This is a genomic window from Elusimicrobiota bacterium, from assembly GCA_026388155.1.
In the GTDB taxonomy this organism is placed as follows: Bacteria; Elusimicrobiota; Elusimicrobia; order Elusimicrobiales; family UBA9959; genus UBA9634.
Genome location: JAPLKI010000022.1, coordinates 374,761 through 389,209, shown reverse-complemented (window position 1 = coordinate 389,209; position 14,449 = coordinate 374,761). Strand labels below are relative to the sequence as shown.

Annotated in this window: 8 protein-coding genes and 1 tRNA gene; 1 reads left to right on the top strand and 8 read right to left on the bottom strand. The window is 52.8% G+C overall.

Going from position 1 to position 14,449, the window contains the following annotated elements; all coding sequences use genetic code 11:
• Positions 1 to 54: 54 nt before the first annotated feature.
• From NTX59_11660 to NTX59_11625, 8 genes are all read right to left on the bottom strand, one after another.
• Positions 55 to 1,809, bottom strand: coding sequence for a hypothetical protein (locus NTX59_11660; protein MCX5786333.1), 1,755 nt, complete (start codon positions 1,807 to 1,809; stop codon positions 55 to 57).
• A gap of 151 nt (positions 1,810 to 1,960) precedes the next feature.
• Positions 1,961 to 2,839 carry a hypothetical protein gene (locus NTX59_11655; GenBank protein MCX5786332.1) on the bottom strand — a complete coding sequence of 293 codons (879 nt, stop codon included), beginning with the start codon at positions 2,837 to 2,839 and terminating at the stop codon, positions 1,961 to 1,963.
• Positions 2,836 to 3,450 (bottom strand): type 4a pilus biogenesis protein PilO, encoded by a 615-nt coding sequence (pilO, locus tag NTX59_11650; protein MCX5786331.1) that lies wholly within the window; start codon positions 3,448 to 3,450, stop codon positions 2,836 to 2,838. The genes NTX59_11655 and pilO overlap by 4 nt, the downstream gene beginning before the upstream one ends.
• Position 3,451: 1 nt before the next feature.
• Entirely contained in the window at positions 3,452 to 5,020 is a 1,569-nt protein-coding gene (locus NTX59_11645; protein MCX5786330.1) for a hypothetical protein, read from the bottom strand.
• A 107-nt stretch (positions 5,021 to 5,127) separates the two neighbouring features.
• Positions 5,128 to 7,011 (bottom strand): hypothetical protein, encoded by a 1,884-nt coding sequence (locus NTX59_11640; protein ID MCX5786329.1) that lies wholly within the window; start codon positions 7,009 to 7,011, stop codon positions 5,128 to 5,130.
• Positions 7,012 to 7,224: 213 nt separating this feature from the next.
• Positions 7,225 to 10,032 carry a tetratricopeptide repeat protein gene (locus tag NTX59_11635; GenBank protein MCX5786328.1) on the bottom strand — a complete coding sequence of 936 codons (2,808 nt, stop codon included), beginning with the start codon at positions 10,030 to 10,032 and terminating at the stop codon, positions 7,225 to 7,227.
• Complete coding sequence (locus NTX59_11630; GenBank protein MCX5786327.1) at positions 10,033 to 12,516, bottom strand: tetratricopeptide repeat protein; 2,484 nt, start codon at positions 12,514 to 12,516, stop codon at positions 10,033 to 10,035. It abuts the gene before it with no gap.
• A gap of 136 nt (positions 12,517 to 12,652) precedes the next feature.
• Positions 12,653 to 12,724, bottom strand: a tRNA-Thr gene (locus tag NTX59_11625).
• Positions 12,725 to 12,931: 207 nt separating this feature from the next.
• Here NTX59_11625 and NTX59_11620 point away from each other — a divergent pair.
• Complete coding sequence (locus NTX59_11620) at positions 12,932 to 14,446, top strand: amino acid permease (protein ID MCX5786326.1); 1,515 nt, start codon at positions 12,932 to 12,934, stop codon at positions 14,444 to 14,446.
• Positions 14,447 to 14,449: the final 3 nt, after the last annotated feature.

Sequence of the window (14,449 nt, the reverse complement as noted above, 5' to 3'; positions counted from 1 at the left end):
AATAACCCTTCCTTCCCTATCCGCTAGCCGCTAATCTCCAACCACTTCTCCAAATCAGTCCACCAGTATCGTCGGCGTTATGAAAATAACCAGGTCGGTATTCTTGCGCTCGGAACTGACGCTGGTAAACAGCCAGCCGATGATCGGTATGTAGCCGAGCAGCGGAACTTTCCTCACTATTTTATTTTCTTTTGAAGCCAGCATTCCGCCTATTACCACTGTTTGCCCGTTTTTAACCCGGACCATTGTTGAAACTCCGCGGCTGATAGGATCGTAAACCGTATCGCCCAGGACGGAGGATGTAGTGTCGGAATAAGAAGGCTGGACGATAAGGGTAACATAGCCTTCCTTGTTCACCTGCGGCGTAACCTTCAGGATAAGGCCTACGCGCTTGCGCTCAATGCCGCTGGAGGATGTCCCGGCGCCTCCGGCGGACACAGAGCTTGTGGTTCCCATAGCGGCGTCCTGTGTCATCTGTATAATAGCGGTTTTATTGTTCATGGCCACGATCTTCGGCTTTCCAAGATAGCGCATCTCGCCCCTGGAAATAAGGGCGCGGAAAACAGCCTGCAGCTGGGCCAGGCTGAAAATGCCGTAATAAACGCCTTTCGGGCTTATCTGCCCTGTTGACAAATATTTTGCATTTACGCCGCCGCCGCCGCTGCTGCTGCTGGAAGATCCGCCTGAGGTGCTGCCGGATGCGGAAGACGCGAGATCGGCGGTTGCAGGAAAGAAATACTTCCAGTTGTCGCCGGAAAAGAAACCCGGGCGCAGACCGTAATCCGTAAGGCGGGCGGGTCCGGCAAAATAAGCCATTTCTCCGCGCGAACCGCTCCCCCATTCAATGCCCAGTTCATTAACCCTGTCGGTGTCTATTTCAACTATCTGGGCCTCTATCAATATCTGCGGAGCTTTCTTGTCCAGTTCGGAGATGATCTGCTCGATCTGCGGAAACACTTCAGGCACGTCGGTTACGATAAGAGTGTTGGTGCGCGGGTCCACGGCCAGCTTGCCGTATTTTTTTGAAAGTACGCTGCGCACGATGGTTAATATAGCGACACCGTTGTCCTGATCCTTGCCGTTGTTCCCTCCGCCCAGTCCTGCCTGGGAGCCTCCGCCCTGGGAGTTGCCGGCGCCGCCGCCGGCGCTCGAAGATACATCCTGCGCGGTGATGGCGGACATGTCTTCTACCGCCGAAGTGATCGAAATCAACGGTATATAATTAAGGATATAGATCTTGGTTATAAGGTTCGGCATATCGGCCGAGCGCTTTTGCACGACATAAGTATTGCTCTTGCCGATGCGCTGGTAAGTAAGACCTTTTACTCTGAGCAGCAGTTCCAGAGCTTCGCGCACCGTGGTTTTGCGCAGGAAAACGGTTATAGTCTTAGCCTCAAGGCCTTCGGTTATTATGAAATTCACCTTTGACTGGGCTGACACCACATCCAGGAAGGTTGACAAGGGAGCGCCCTTGAGCCGTATCGGACCTATTTTCCTGTCAAGCGGGGAAACCGCCTCAACTTCCTCATACATCGGCGCTTCTTTCGGAACGCCTCCTATCTGCACCGACTCCACCGGAGCGCCCGGCGTTTGGCCCTGCGGAATGGTCTGGGGCGGCGCCGCGGCTTCCTGGCCCTGCTGCTGTGTCTCCATTATGGGGCCGCCCTCCTCGGAAGCGGGGCCCTGAAGGTCCTGCATGAAATTCTTGTCCTGAGCCGGAGGCGCGCTTTGTGCGAAAAGCGCGCCTAAAGGCAAAGCCGTCTGCTCAAATAAAAAACAAAGCGTGATTAAAATCTTTAGTTTGTTCATAACCGCCTCCGTTACTATTATAGTTAATCCGCGCCGATAAGCAAACCGGTGTTTACGACAACAGCGCTGAAGTCTGAAGCCCTGAAGCTCTGAAGTTTGGAAGCTTGTAAGTTTTTTCCTTCGGCGCTTCAGCACTTCCAGCGCTTCAGAGCTATTTTAACACTTTCTTAAACTGCTTGCCTTTATACTCCCCTATGAAATAATCGGTTCCCACTTTTAGTATCCTGGCTCCGAAAATCGTCTGCCCCACATTGTACATGTCGCCGTTGATTATAACGGAATTGCCCACTATTCCCTGTAAGCGCAGTTTGCCTTCTATGCCGGTTTCCCTGCTGCGTCTTCTAGCCTCCGCGAGCCGCTGTTTCTCTTCCTCGGCCCGCCGCTCCTCCTCCTCTTTTTTCTGACGATATTCCTTGGGAGAGATAGTAGGATCCCGGTCATATTTCGGTTTAAAATAAGAAATCAGGGTCGCCTGAGTGGACACGGCAACCGCTGTGGTGACACCGGCCTGTCCCCCGGGCACTGAGACGCCATTCTGCGTCGCAGCCGGTACCGCGCTTGAAAGAGCGACCTGGGCGGAAATACTTAATGGAGAGTCCGCGTTTTTCGTACTGGAGGACTCGGGCCGCGCCATGCCGCCTTCCGGCCCCCCCGCCGAACTGTCATCCGGGCGCCCCCCCCCGCGGCTGTTTCCTGCGGCTGTAGCGCTGACCTGTGCCGCTTTAGACGTACTGTCCGCGGCTGAGGGAATACCGCCCTGCGGTTTCCCCGAACCTGTTGCATTATTATCCTCGTTTTTAATTTGTTTTCCCTGCGCAGGAGAAGCCGCAATCCCGGAGTGTGCGCCGGCAACCGTCACGGGAGGGGTCTTTTCAAACACCGGAAAAACATTGCCGGAATTTACCGCTTGGGCCCGTTCCAAAGCCGCCTTTTCCTTATTTTTAGACCACCAGTTATAAAAGAGGAACGAGGGTACGGCAAGAACAGCCGCCAGTAAAAGCCATCCTGCGGCTGAAGTCAAATTTTTCATACCCCGCCCCCAGGAGCCCCGACGCCGCCAAAACGCGGAAATATCGTCGACAGGGTAAATTTCGCCTGAATAACGCCCACACTCCCATCCTGTTTCTGAAAACTCATTTCCGTGACTTTAAGCAGAATAGGCGAATTTTCTATGTCGGCAAGCCAGGCGCCAAGCTTGGCATAGCTGGTTGTCACGGTTACCCCGCGCGAAACAACCAGAAAACCGCTGATCTCCGTTTCCGTTTGCGCGGTGAGAGAATCAAAAACCAGGCCGTTTTTTTGGGCCGTAGTGGTAATAATATGGTTCAGCCATTCGTCTTTGTCTTTAAGCAAAGGCAGTTTTGTCTGATAGGTTAAAAGTTTGGTCCGCGCGTCCGTGTATTCCTGGTAATTCTGGGTGATCGCTTCGAACTTTATCAGCTCAGCCGACCTGGAATCCACTTTTGAACTTAAAGGCCCGTAAACAGCGGAATAAATAATAAGCAGCGCCGGCAGCGCGAAAAGCAGCGGTTTTTTAAACGGCTCTATGCCTTTATCAGCGTAGATTATTGTGATATCGGCCGCCATATCCTTGAAGAAAGCCAATAGCCTGGCGAATAGATCCGCAACGAGCGCGCCCATATCAGCGTCTCCTCTTTACAGCGCAGGTTATGGTAAAGCCGGTGGGGTCCGCGCCGGATCGGAGGCCCGCGGCCCTTAGCGCCGCTCCGGGATCCGAAACGTCGGAGCCAAGGTCGAATTCCACTCCGCCGTTGGGAGGGCTGAAAACCTTGAACTCCCTGGAATTCTTAATAGCCTTTACAAAAAAATCCACCATGCGGAATTTTATATCCCCTTTAAGCATGGTTTTCCCGCTGATGATCATATCCTTGGGCGTGGATTGCATCACATCGGAACTGAAAGGATTTGCATAGTGCAGCTCCGCTATCCAGATTTCCGCCGGAATGTTGTCGACTATCACCTGCATCTTGGGCGCTACGGAATCGGTATCGCCAAGCAAGTTGTAAAGCGTGCGCCCGTTCTCCTGAAGGCTCGCTATTTTCGTTTTTATGGCCGCTTCGCTGCTCCCCTCCAGTTCCGAGACATTTCCCGCCTTGGCTTTCAGGCTTGAGAGCTTTGAGTCAAGCATAAAAAGGCGCGTCTGGCTGATAAGGGAAAGCAGAAGCATTATGCCGCCAAGCAGGAAGGTAATGTTCCACACATAGCCCTGCACCTGCTTCTCAAGCCTGGCGGCGGTGCTTATGCCGGAGAGATCAAGCGTAAGCTTGCCGGGAGCCATCCCCTTAAGGGAGGCTCCGACTGAAAAAAGCGAAGCGGCATCATTGTCTTTCAAATCCGCAAGTTTTGACGGCTCCCAGGTGAGCGCCGGCATCGGGGATTCCTGGTCGGCCGTCGTCTTCCACACATCCAGGTTTTCACCGCTCAGCATCAGGTTTTTGTAACCCTGCCCCCCCACATAGCGTTCCACGAACTGCACCGCGCCTTTAACATCCAGACGCTTGCGCTCGCTTATAGTGGATGAACTGTCAAAATCGTTTTCGCGGTATAAGACCGGATAGCCGTCGTTTGAGAACAGCGTTAAACTCTGTGCGGCGGAAAAGTGAATATAGGCTTTTGACGCGTGGTCTTTCGGATCAAGGAAAGCGAACAGCCTCTCCATAGAACAGGAATTACCCTCAAGGCTCACGAGCTTCAGGCCGGCGTTTTCAAGCGCGTTTATCAGGAATTCCACGCTTTTTCGCTGGGTAAGACCGAAAAGAACGCCAAGTTTTTTGCCTCCGTCAATTGGCACGGCGTTGTAATCGTAAATCACTTCCTCAAAAGCGACGGGAATATATTTTTTTGATTCAAGGGGTATGGAACGGCTCCAGAATTTTCTTTCCATGACCGGCATCACAAAATAACGCAAAATGGCGAACTGGGGCGAAAATGTAACCACCGCGTTTGAGGAACCCCAGTTAACTTTTTTCACAGCCTGATTGAAGCCCGCTATCCACGGAGCTTTCTCATTGAAAAAATCACTGTTGATCGAGAGCGGGCGCGTCATTCCGCCTTTGGAGGTGAATTCGGTGGGTATTTTCACCAAATGCTGCACCTCAAGCCTGGAATTTTTGTCCACCTTCACTTCCGAAAGACAAATTTCCGAGGGCGAGATATAAATACCCAAACTGTTGCCTATAGTTGTAGCCATATATTAATTCAGGGTATAGGGGCTGGCGGTTAGCGGTTAGGTAGAGTTATAAATAACTCCTTCCCTAATACTCTATCCCCTATACGCTATACTCTGCAACTACTCCCTTACTCCTTCCCCACCAGTTTTATTTCAACCAGGGTTTTGGGAGTATCTGAAATTTTGGTCTGGGAGTCCAGGCGTTCTTTGTCTATTTTATACTTTTCGGTAAGCCTGGAAACCACATAGTTTACCCTGTTTTCCGCCATGGTATCGGCATTAGGCTCTCCGGAATAGGCGTAGCCGGTAAGTTTTATCTTTGACATCGGATAGTAATTCAGGGTTTCCGCCACTTGGGAGAGCTTTTTTTCGCTATTGGCCGTCACAGTGGCGCTGTTCTCTTTAAAATAAATTTTATAACTTACCTGGCCTGAGCCGGGAGCCTGGGTGTCGCCGTTTCCAGCGGCCTCCGTAGAAGCGGAAGAGGCCCCGTCCGAAGAAGTCCCGTCCGATGACAAGGTCTCGGTCTCAGTGGAAGGCTTGGCGGCTTTCGCCGCGGCGGATTTCTTTTTTAACGCAGCGGCGGCGGTTTTGGATTTTTTGCCGGCTTTTGAAGCTTTTAAAGCGGCCCCGGTCTTATGGGCGGAGGGTTTATTCTTTAAAAGAGCTTTTCCGGTTTTAAGGGACGATTTTTTTAAAGCTTTACCTGCTTTCGTCTTTGGCGCCGCCAAAGCCCCCGGCGCTTTTTTGTTTACGGGTGCAGCCTGCAGGGCCGCCTCTTCTCCCGGCGCCGGTTTGACGACAAGCAGGCGCCGCACATTATTTTCCCTGCCCTCCACATCCGCCGCCGTCATCGAGAACAGGTATTTACCCGAGGGATAGGCGGCGCCGAAAAAGTTTTTCCGGGCGTTCCAGAAACTCTGGTTATACTGGGCGCCGGCGCCCGAAATCTCCTGAAGGGGCAAAAGGCTGTTATCTTTCTGCACCTGATAAATCTGGAATTTCCAGGAAGGCGTACCCGCGGGCGGCGCGAAAACCGAAAATTCCACTATAGCGCCTTCATTGTTACGCGTGGCTATAGAGGTCGGGAAAATGCCAAGCGAAACTTTCGGCCCCCTGGAGGACATTTCTTCGGTATCCATAAGACGCTGCGCGTTACCATAGGAAAATAATATTATCAGTCCGCTGATGTTGGTAAGTTCTTTCGGAAATTTCACATCGGCGCCTGTCAGGTTCACATCGATACGCGCGGGAGAGAGCCCGCGCGAAACCAGATAAGAATTCAGCGCCAGGGCCTGGCGGATGCTTTTAATTTTGACATCGTTCTGGGCCGAGCCCTCAGGCAGAATAAGACAGTTAGCCTTGCCCAGGGTAAAAATCAGGCCGGCCAGATTTGAAAGCACGGGCGCGGTATTCGGCTTAAAAACCGTTTCATTCGCAAAAAGGGCCGAGGGATTAATGGTAATTGCCTTGGGCAGGTCGTCGCCCATATAAATTTTAACGCTGTCGTAACGCCCCAACTCAAGAAGGGCCGAGCGGCGCATCTCCGCAATTTTCGCGGATATCTTTTCGCTCACCCTTTCTTTCTGCGCGACCCTGGCGTCGGCATCGTCCGTTTCCGCGTTCTCATCGGCGCCGGCGCTCTCCCCTGAACGAAATTGTTTTTTGACCTGAGTCTGTTTTACCTCTTCGACATCGCTTAGCCCGCCCGTGTCAGGCCCCCTGTCCTTAAGAGTGCCCACACCGGTATTCATTCTAAGGGTGATTTTTGTGATGTACTCATTGGCCAGCGACTTTTCCGAGGGAGTGCCTTTTGTGAGGATCTCAATGAAGCGGTCCATCGCCTCGTTGTCCTGCCCCTCGTGGTAAAGCCGTATGGCCTGTTCCATGGAACGGCTGATGCCGCCCGCCTTTGCCGGCGCCTGCTGCGCGCGCGAGGGCGACCCGGCGGCGAAAATAAAAAAACCCGCCAATGTCAAAAAAAAGAGCCGGCCTTTAAAATTGTTTTGCATTTTAACGCTCCAAATTTATCTTTCCCGCTCTATATTTAACACTTTCCACTTTACCTAAATATTGCGTTATTGTTACGAAAGCGTGGCAGTCACAGGCACATACCAGCGCTGAAGAGCTGGAAGCCCTGAAGTTCCGAAAGGTTAAGCCAACACATTCGCGTCTTTAAATTCCGTCAACTTCAGACTTCAGTTCTTCAGCGCTTCAGATCCAGCCTACGGCAGCGCCTTTAGGCGGGCCGCCACGGAGGCGTTGCCCGGCTCAAACTGAAGGAATCTCTCCCACTCGGCCTTGGCGCTGGAAAAATCGCCCTCTTTTTCATAAGTGACCGCCAATCCGTAACGGGCCGCATTATCGGCCGGGTTTCTTTTAAGCAGGATCAAAAGCAGGGTTTTGGCGCCTTCCATATCTCCCGCCTTGAAAAGCAGTTTGGCTTTAAGCGTAATCAGTTTCGCGTTGCCGGGATCGAGATTCAACAGGGCGCCGGCTTCTTTCACGGCCTTGTTTATATCTCCGCCCGCAAGGCCGGCGGAAGCTGAGCCGTAGCGTTCCAGCCACGCCACGTCAGGATCGTCCTTTATTTTCATCCTGACGGCTATACCGGCCAGATTTTCAGCCAGCATCTTGTTATCAGGGTCTACCCGTACGCCGCGGCCATAAGCCATTTTAGCCCCTGGCAGGTCTTTTTGCAGCGTGTAAAAATAGCCGAGCGTATTCCACATGTTCCCGTCATCGGGGAAAACCCTGACTGCGTCTGAAAACAGCCGCACCCCCTCTTTGGCCGCCAGCTCTTTTGTCCCCCCCCCGCCTGACCCGGCACTGCCAGGCACTGCGGGGCCCGAACCGGGCGGCAGGGCTACGCCGGATGAAGATATATAGATCTCAGCCAATGCCTGATAAACCTGCGGGCTGAGGGGGTTTATAAAAGCGGAGGTTTTAAGGGCGCTTAGCGCCTCCGGTGTTTTTCCTGTGCGCCTTTGCACCACGGCGAGATTAAAATAGATCTCATCGTACCCGGCATTGGCATTAAGCGCCTCAGCGTAGGCCCACTCGGCTTTTTCGAACTCTCCGGCGCGCACGTAGGCATTGGCCAATTCGTAATTGGTATTAACTTCGCGCGGATACTGGTCGTAAGCTTTTTTGAGCTCACGCGCCGCCTGCGCGAAATTATTCCTGCGCATTTCTTTGAACCCGTTGAAATAATAAAATTCGCGCGTGAACTGTCTTTGCCAGAAAATGACGGACAGGGCGCAGAAACAGACCAGGGCGGCAAGCCCCGCGCTTTTGGCCCAGGAAACACGGTTTCCCGTCCCGCCTATGATATTGCGCGCCAGCAGCTTATCCCAAAAGAGCGGGGCAAGCCCCGCGCGCCTGAGCCACACGGGGGCTGTGACACTGGCCTGTTCCGCCTTAGGCGGACTGTCCGCGGCTGAAGGCTGAAGGCTGAAGGAGGGTGCGGGTGAAAAAACTTTCAGGGCCAACGCGCCGGTAAGCCACCAGAACAAAAGCCCCGGCACCGCAAAATGCAGGGAAACATTGAACATATTATCAGCGAACATCCCCGCCAGCGCCGCCGCCAGCGGCACGGCTGAAGCCGCGGCCTCGGGCGCGGAGCGGCGGTAATAAAAGTAAAAGCCGGCGCCCAACGTGAAAAAGAACCAGAGATACACGCCCAGGCCCAAAAGCCCCGCCTGCGACCACTGTTCAAACGCTTCGTTATGGGCGTTATTGGCATGGGTGCGGAGGCTGCGCGCCGCTTCGTAGTTGAAAATCAGGTTGCCCTGATAGAACGGGTAAAAAAGCTCAAAAAGTCCCCAGCCCTTGCCTAATAGCGGGTTTTCGAGGCCCATCTGCCAGGCGCTGGTCCAGATAAGCAGACGCTGATGGTAAGACGGATATATCTTATCGTTGCCCGCCGACAGAGAAAGAGATGAGACGGAATTTATTTTTCCCGTGCCTTCCGAAACCCTTTCAAAAAGCCCCGAGCTGAAAGGCTTCAGGGAGGCGGAAGGCCAAAAGATAAGCACGACCAGCGCCGCCGAAAAGAACGGGACCAGAAATTTTCTGTTGGCGGAAAATTTTTCCCGCACCGCCCTGAAGGAAAAAAGAAAAATGAAAGCGACCGCCGCGCCTATCCAGGAGGACCGCGTGAGGCTGGCCATCAGCATCCCTTCGTAGGAAAAGAAGAGTATCCCGTAAAACAATCTTGAGCCGAGGGTTTTAGCTCCCGCGAGGTAATAGGCGGCCAGCGGCAGCAGCATGACCACATAGGAAGAGATAAAGTTGGGGTTGCCGAAAGTGGAAACGGAACGGTTGCCGTAGGGATTTACAAGTTTAGCCCATACCATTTCAATATGGAAATATTCAAGCACTCCGTAAAGCGCGGAAATGCCGGCGGCCGCCATTATCATGCCCAGAACATCTTCCTGCTTTGCGGGTTTTTTGAGCGTCAGATATACGGCCGCAGCGCCCACAAGCCATAAAACGCCGCCGTATGGATCCCAAAATCTGGACCAGAAATCCTGCGCGGAAACAGGGGACTTAATAAAAGGAAAAAGGAACCACATGGCGCCCCACAACAGGATAAGCGCCAGCCATTTATTGACTCCAGGCTCTTCAAGCTTGGCTGGACCGGCAAACGGGGTTCTCAGCGACAGGTAAAAAACAAAAAAACAATTAACCAGAGTGAACAGCCCGGTTTTCAGGCCCTCGCTTGCCATGGCCGGCCGGAAAAAAGCGGCGTGGTTGAAATACGCGTAAATAAAACTGCACAGATAAACCGCCAGAAGCGCGGCCGCAGGCATGTTAAGGGGCAGTCTCGGCAAAAAATTGCCGTGACCCCGGAAAGCGTTTAAGGCTATAACGGCCATAGCCGCCAGCAGAGAAATATTGAGCAGTGTTATTTGCAGATAATACGGATTGCGGGTGAGGTCGGTAAAGAAAAGCAGCGGGGAAACAAAAAACGCCGTTACCAGGAGCAAGTTAAGCAGCCCCTCCCCCTTGAAAGCGTTTTTTTCCGGCATTTATTTCCCAGGTTCCACGGAAATGATGTTGACCCCGAAACGAGCCTGCAGAACGCCCAGATTGCGCTTCGCCGGCTCAGAATTGGGATCCAGTTTCAGGGCCTCCTGATAGTCCTCCGCCGCCTCTTTGAATTTGCCCATGGCGTAACGGACATTGGCTAGGTTGGTATAGGCCTCCGGTGTGGCGTGCAGATGGCCCTTGATATAGCACTTCCAGCCGTTCAGATTATGAAGATATTCGGTTTCGGCCTTATCAAATTGTTTGCGGTTTATGTAGATCTGAGCCTTGCGGTAATAGTTAAACGGGTAAACGGGGTCCAGATTTTCATAGAGATTCAGCCGCGCCAAAGCTTTATCAAGGTAGGCCTGGGCTTCCTGCGGCTGCCCATGCGCGTTCAGATAATCGAACATCTTCATGTAAAGCGTGCCCACCTGATGATGCATCTGCACATAATTGGGGGCTATGGCGCGGACTATCTCATAGGAAGCCATGGCCCTTTCAAAATCAGTGCGGGCAACGCCGTTTTCATCCCCCCAGTCGGGCCTGTACTGCCGTTCCATGTTCAGGCGGTCGTTGAAAACATTGCCCACGAAATAATAAGGCATAACGAAGTATTTGTCGAACTTGTTTACTTTCTTATAGTAGGTTATGGCATCTTCCCACTTGCCCTGTTTGGAAAAGAAAATAGCCATGTTATGATATACATCGCCCTTGAACCAGCCCCAAAAATAATAGGTGGGCCAAAGCACCAGCAGTATGGCCAAAGCGGTCCCCAGTACCGCGCCTTTAAGAAGTATTTTTGAATACGCGTAGGCAAAAAAAACCACCACGGAAAGTAAAACCCCCCATGATATCCACCACTGTAATACTTCCCCGCCGGCTACATAATTGCGCAGCGGTCCCTGAAGTTCCGAAAATTCGCTGAATATCAGAAAAACAAGATACGCCAGCGCGCCCAGCGCAAACGCCCGGGCCGCCCAAAGCAGGGCCGTATAAATCCCGCCCGCCGGCGCTTCGGTTTCCTGCGGTTCAGTCGCGGACAGCGCCATAGGCCCGCGACAGGCCAGTGGCACAGTCGCGGACGGGCCGCCTGAAGCGGCCCGTGTTCCGGCCTGTTCATTCTTGTAATGCAGTTCCCAGAGCGCCTGTCCCCGCGCGAGGTTCACTATAACCCCCGGCAGCAGTCCGAAGAAAACGCCCGAAGAAACAAAACGCAGGCTTACATCGGTAGAATTATGTATAAGCATCGCCAGAAAAGCCGTAAGATATCCAAGCAGATCGTATGCTGCCGGAGGCGGCCTTGAACCTTTCAATTCTCCTGTAAGCGCTTCAAGACCTCTGAGGCCTACGGTGGTCACGAACGCAATTATCCAGATGTAAAGCCCGAAACCGATAAGACCGTTGTCCATCCACTCCTCTATATGCTCATCCTCGGCATGATCGGTTTCAGTATTGTGCTTGCCTTCTATGTGGAAGATCGTAGGGCGCCTGAAAGCAGGATAGATTATTTTAAAACTCCCGACCCCTGTGCCTATGAGAGGATGCGTCTCGATCATTTCCCAGGTGGACAGCCAGGTGGCCACCCGGAAACTTATTGAAATGGGGTTTTTGGCAAGGAAAATAGCGACACCGATAAACGCCACTATCGGCATGACCGCGGCTCCAAGAAGGAACTTAACCCGGGCGCCTTTCAGCTTATCACGCAGGAAAAAATAGCCGTAAAATACGGCGAAAATAAAAGAAGAAATACCGAAACCCAGCCAAGCCCCCTTTGTTTCGGTGCCGTAGAGGCAAAGCAGATTAAGGAAGATGAGCGGAATGAGATAAAACGAACGTTTTTTAAGATATTGCGCGACCGCGATAGGCAGAATAAGCACCAAAAAGTCCCCGAAGAAATTGGGATTGCCGTAAGTTGAAAAAGTCCTGTGCCCGAAAGCCTGTCGCCACACGAACGGATCAAGCCCGGCCCCCTGGTCTTTGGGCGGAAAGAAGCGTATATCCAGAAACTGCACTAAACCGTAGAGGACGGCGATATAGGCTGTTATAAGCAGTATCTTTGTAAGGCGATCTATGGAGGGAACGCTGAATTCTCTGAGAACGATAAGCGTCACCGACATATAGAGGATATAGCGCACAAAATCATCGACGCTCGCGCCTTTGTATGGCGCATGGAAGAAAGAAATAAGCACATACGCCAGGTAGGCGAAGAAAGGAGCCAAAAACACAAAATCATCGCCGCGGAAAGCCTTCCGCCCCTCCATGGAAAGCAAAGAAACCCACAAACCAAGCAGACCGATACCCCCCATCTGCAGGAGAGTGATTTTCACCTGGGCGGAATCATAGGTGCGAAGATAGAAGGAATCGGAAACCAGCAGGTAAAGTATGGGCAGCCACCAGCATATCGCCTTTCTGGCAAAGCTGACACCCGGCGCGAAATCTATATCGGAAAATTCGTCGTAATTCTGAGTGTTCTTTTTGGACATAAGCAATGCGGCTGTTCCAGCCGCGCCATAAGCCGTATGCCAGAGGCCTTAAGCTATCGAGGAAACTTCTAAAAAAGCATATGGCATACGGCCTAAAGCTTATAGTATAAACTTTTGCTAAAGCAAAAGTTTATTCAGCCGAGGATGGGATTTGAACCCACAACCTGTCGCTTACGAAGCGAATGCTCTACCGTTGAGCTACCTCGGCATATAAATACTTTGTTATTGTATAATATTCAGGACGGTTTTCAAATTTTCAGAGGAATTCATATTACTTCACAGGTTACATAGGCTGAAGGCTGAGGGCTTATAAAGTTTTAATATTAATCCGGTGATTTCCTCAACCGCGGAGAGCGCCATAGGCCCGCAACAGGCCAGTGTCACAGCCTTAAGCCTGCAGCAACGGGAGATCTTTATGAAACATATTTTCGCAAAAAAACACCTGCATCTTCTCCTGGAGGAGATGAACGGAGAGCATCGCCTGCGCCGGGTGCTTGGCCCTGTTCAACTGACCAGCCTGGGTATCGGATGCATTATCGGCACAGGGATATTCGTCCTTACCGGCATAGCCGCCCATGATAAGACGGGGCCGGCGCTGATCCTTTCGTTCATAGTGGCGGGAGCGGCCTGCATCTGCTCCGCGCTTTGCTACGCGGAATTCGCTTCCCTGGCGCCCGTCGCGGGGTCCGCCTACACCTACGCGTACGTCACACTGGGCGAACTGTTCGCCTGGATAATCGGCTGGGATCTTGTGCTGGAATACACGGTGGCTTCCGCCACGGTGGCGCACGGCTGGTCGCATTATTTTCAGAATCTTATCGGCATTTTCGGATTCCACGTGCCGAATATAATTTCAAGAGCCCCTTTCGATTTCAACCCCGAACTCGGCAGATTTATACTCACCGGAACCGTGATGGATGTCCCCGCTATTATAATAGCGGCGCTGGTCACCTGCGTGCTCGTGATAGGCATAAAGGAGAGCGCCTCGCTCAATACGGCCATGGTAGGCATAAAGGTAGCGGTCGTACTGTTCGTGATAACGGTTGGGGCCTTTTACGTGAATCCCCATAACTGGGTGCCGTTCGCCCCTTACGGTTACAGCGGGGTAAGCTTCTTCGGCAAAACTCTGCTGGGGCGCGCGGGACTAGGCGGCGAGCCGCTCGGCATGCTTGCGGGCGCCGGCATGATATTTTTCGCGTATATCGGGTTTGATTCCGTCTCCACTCACGCCGAAGAGGCGCGAAATCCACAGCGCGATGTTCCCATTGCCATCGTGACTTCCCTGGTTATATGCACGGTCCTCTATATCGCGGTTTCCGCGGTGTTGACCGGAATGGTCCCTTACAACCAGATCAATATAGACGCGCCCGTGGCCGACGCGTTCCGCGTAGTCGGGCTCCCGTGGGCGCAGTTTATAATCGCTCTGGGAGCGATAGCCGGCATCACCTCCGTCCTGCTGGTCCTTATGCTCAGCCAGCCCCGCGTGTTCCTGGCCATGGCGAGAGACGGCATGGTCCCCCCGGGCATTTTCGCCGCGGTCCACCCGCGCTTTCGCACGCCCTGGAAATCCACTATTTTGACCGGAGTCGTTGTCGCGGTCCTCGCGGCTTTTATCCCGCTGCGCCTGCTCGCCGAACTTGTAAATATCGGCACACTGCTCGCTTTTGTGATGGTTTGCGCGGCCGTGCTTATTATGCGGAAAACCAATCCCGGAGCGACACGACCGTTCCGCTGCCCTATGGTCCCGTTTATTCCCATCGCGGGTATCGGCATCTGCCTGCTGCTTATGTTCTCACTGCCCGCGGAGAACTGGCTGCGGCTTTTCATATGGCTTTTCCTGGGCTTCCTGATCTACTTCACCTACAGCCGGCATCACAGCGTGTTGGCAAAATTACGCAGAAAAAGCGCGCTGATGGGTAAGATAGGCTGAGGG

Bases quoted from the DNA above. Each gene is read 5' to 3' on its own strand.
- pilO (MCX5786331.1), bottom strand. From the start codon at position 3,450: ATGGGCGCGCTCGTTGCGGATCTATTCGCCAGGCTATTGGCTTTCTTC.
- NTX59_11630 (MCX5786327.1), bottom strand. From the start codon at position 12,516: ATGTCCAAAAAGAACACTCAGAATTACGACGAATTTTCCGATATAGAT.
- NTX59_11635 (MCX5786328.1), bottom strand. From the start codon at position 10,032: ATGCCGGAAAAAAACGCTTTCAAGGGGGAGGGGCTGCTTAACTTGCTC.
- NTX59_11620 (MCX5786326.1), top strand. From the start codon at position 12,932: ATGAAACATATTTTCGCAAAAAAACACCTGCATCTTCTCCTGGAGGAG.
- NTX59_11655 (MCX5786332.1), bottom strand. From the start codon at position 2,839: ATGAAAAATTTGACTTCAGCCGCAGGATGGCTTTTACTGGCGGCTGTT.
- NTX59_11645 (MCX5786330.1), bottom strand. From the start codon at position 5,020: ATGGCTACAACTATAGGCAACAGTTTGGGTATTTATATCTCGCCCTCG.
- NTX59_11660 (MCX5786333.1), bottom strand. From the start codon at position 1,809: ATGAACAAACTAAAGATTTTAATCACGCTTTGTTTTTTATTTGAGCAG.
- NTX59_11640 (MCX5786329.1), bottom strand. From the start codon at position 7,011: ATGCAAAACAATTTTAAAGGCCGGCTCTTTTTTTTGACATTGGCGGGT.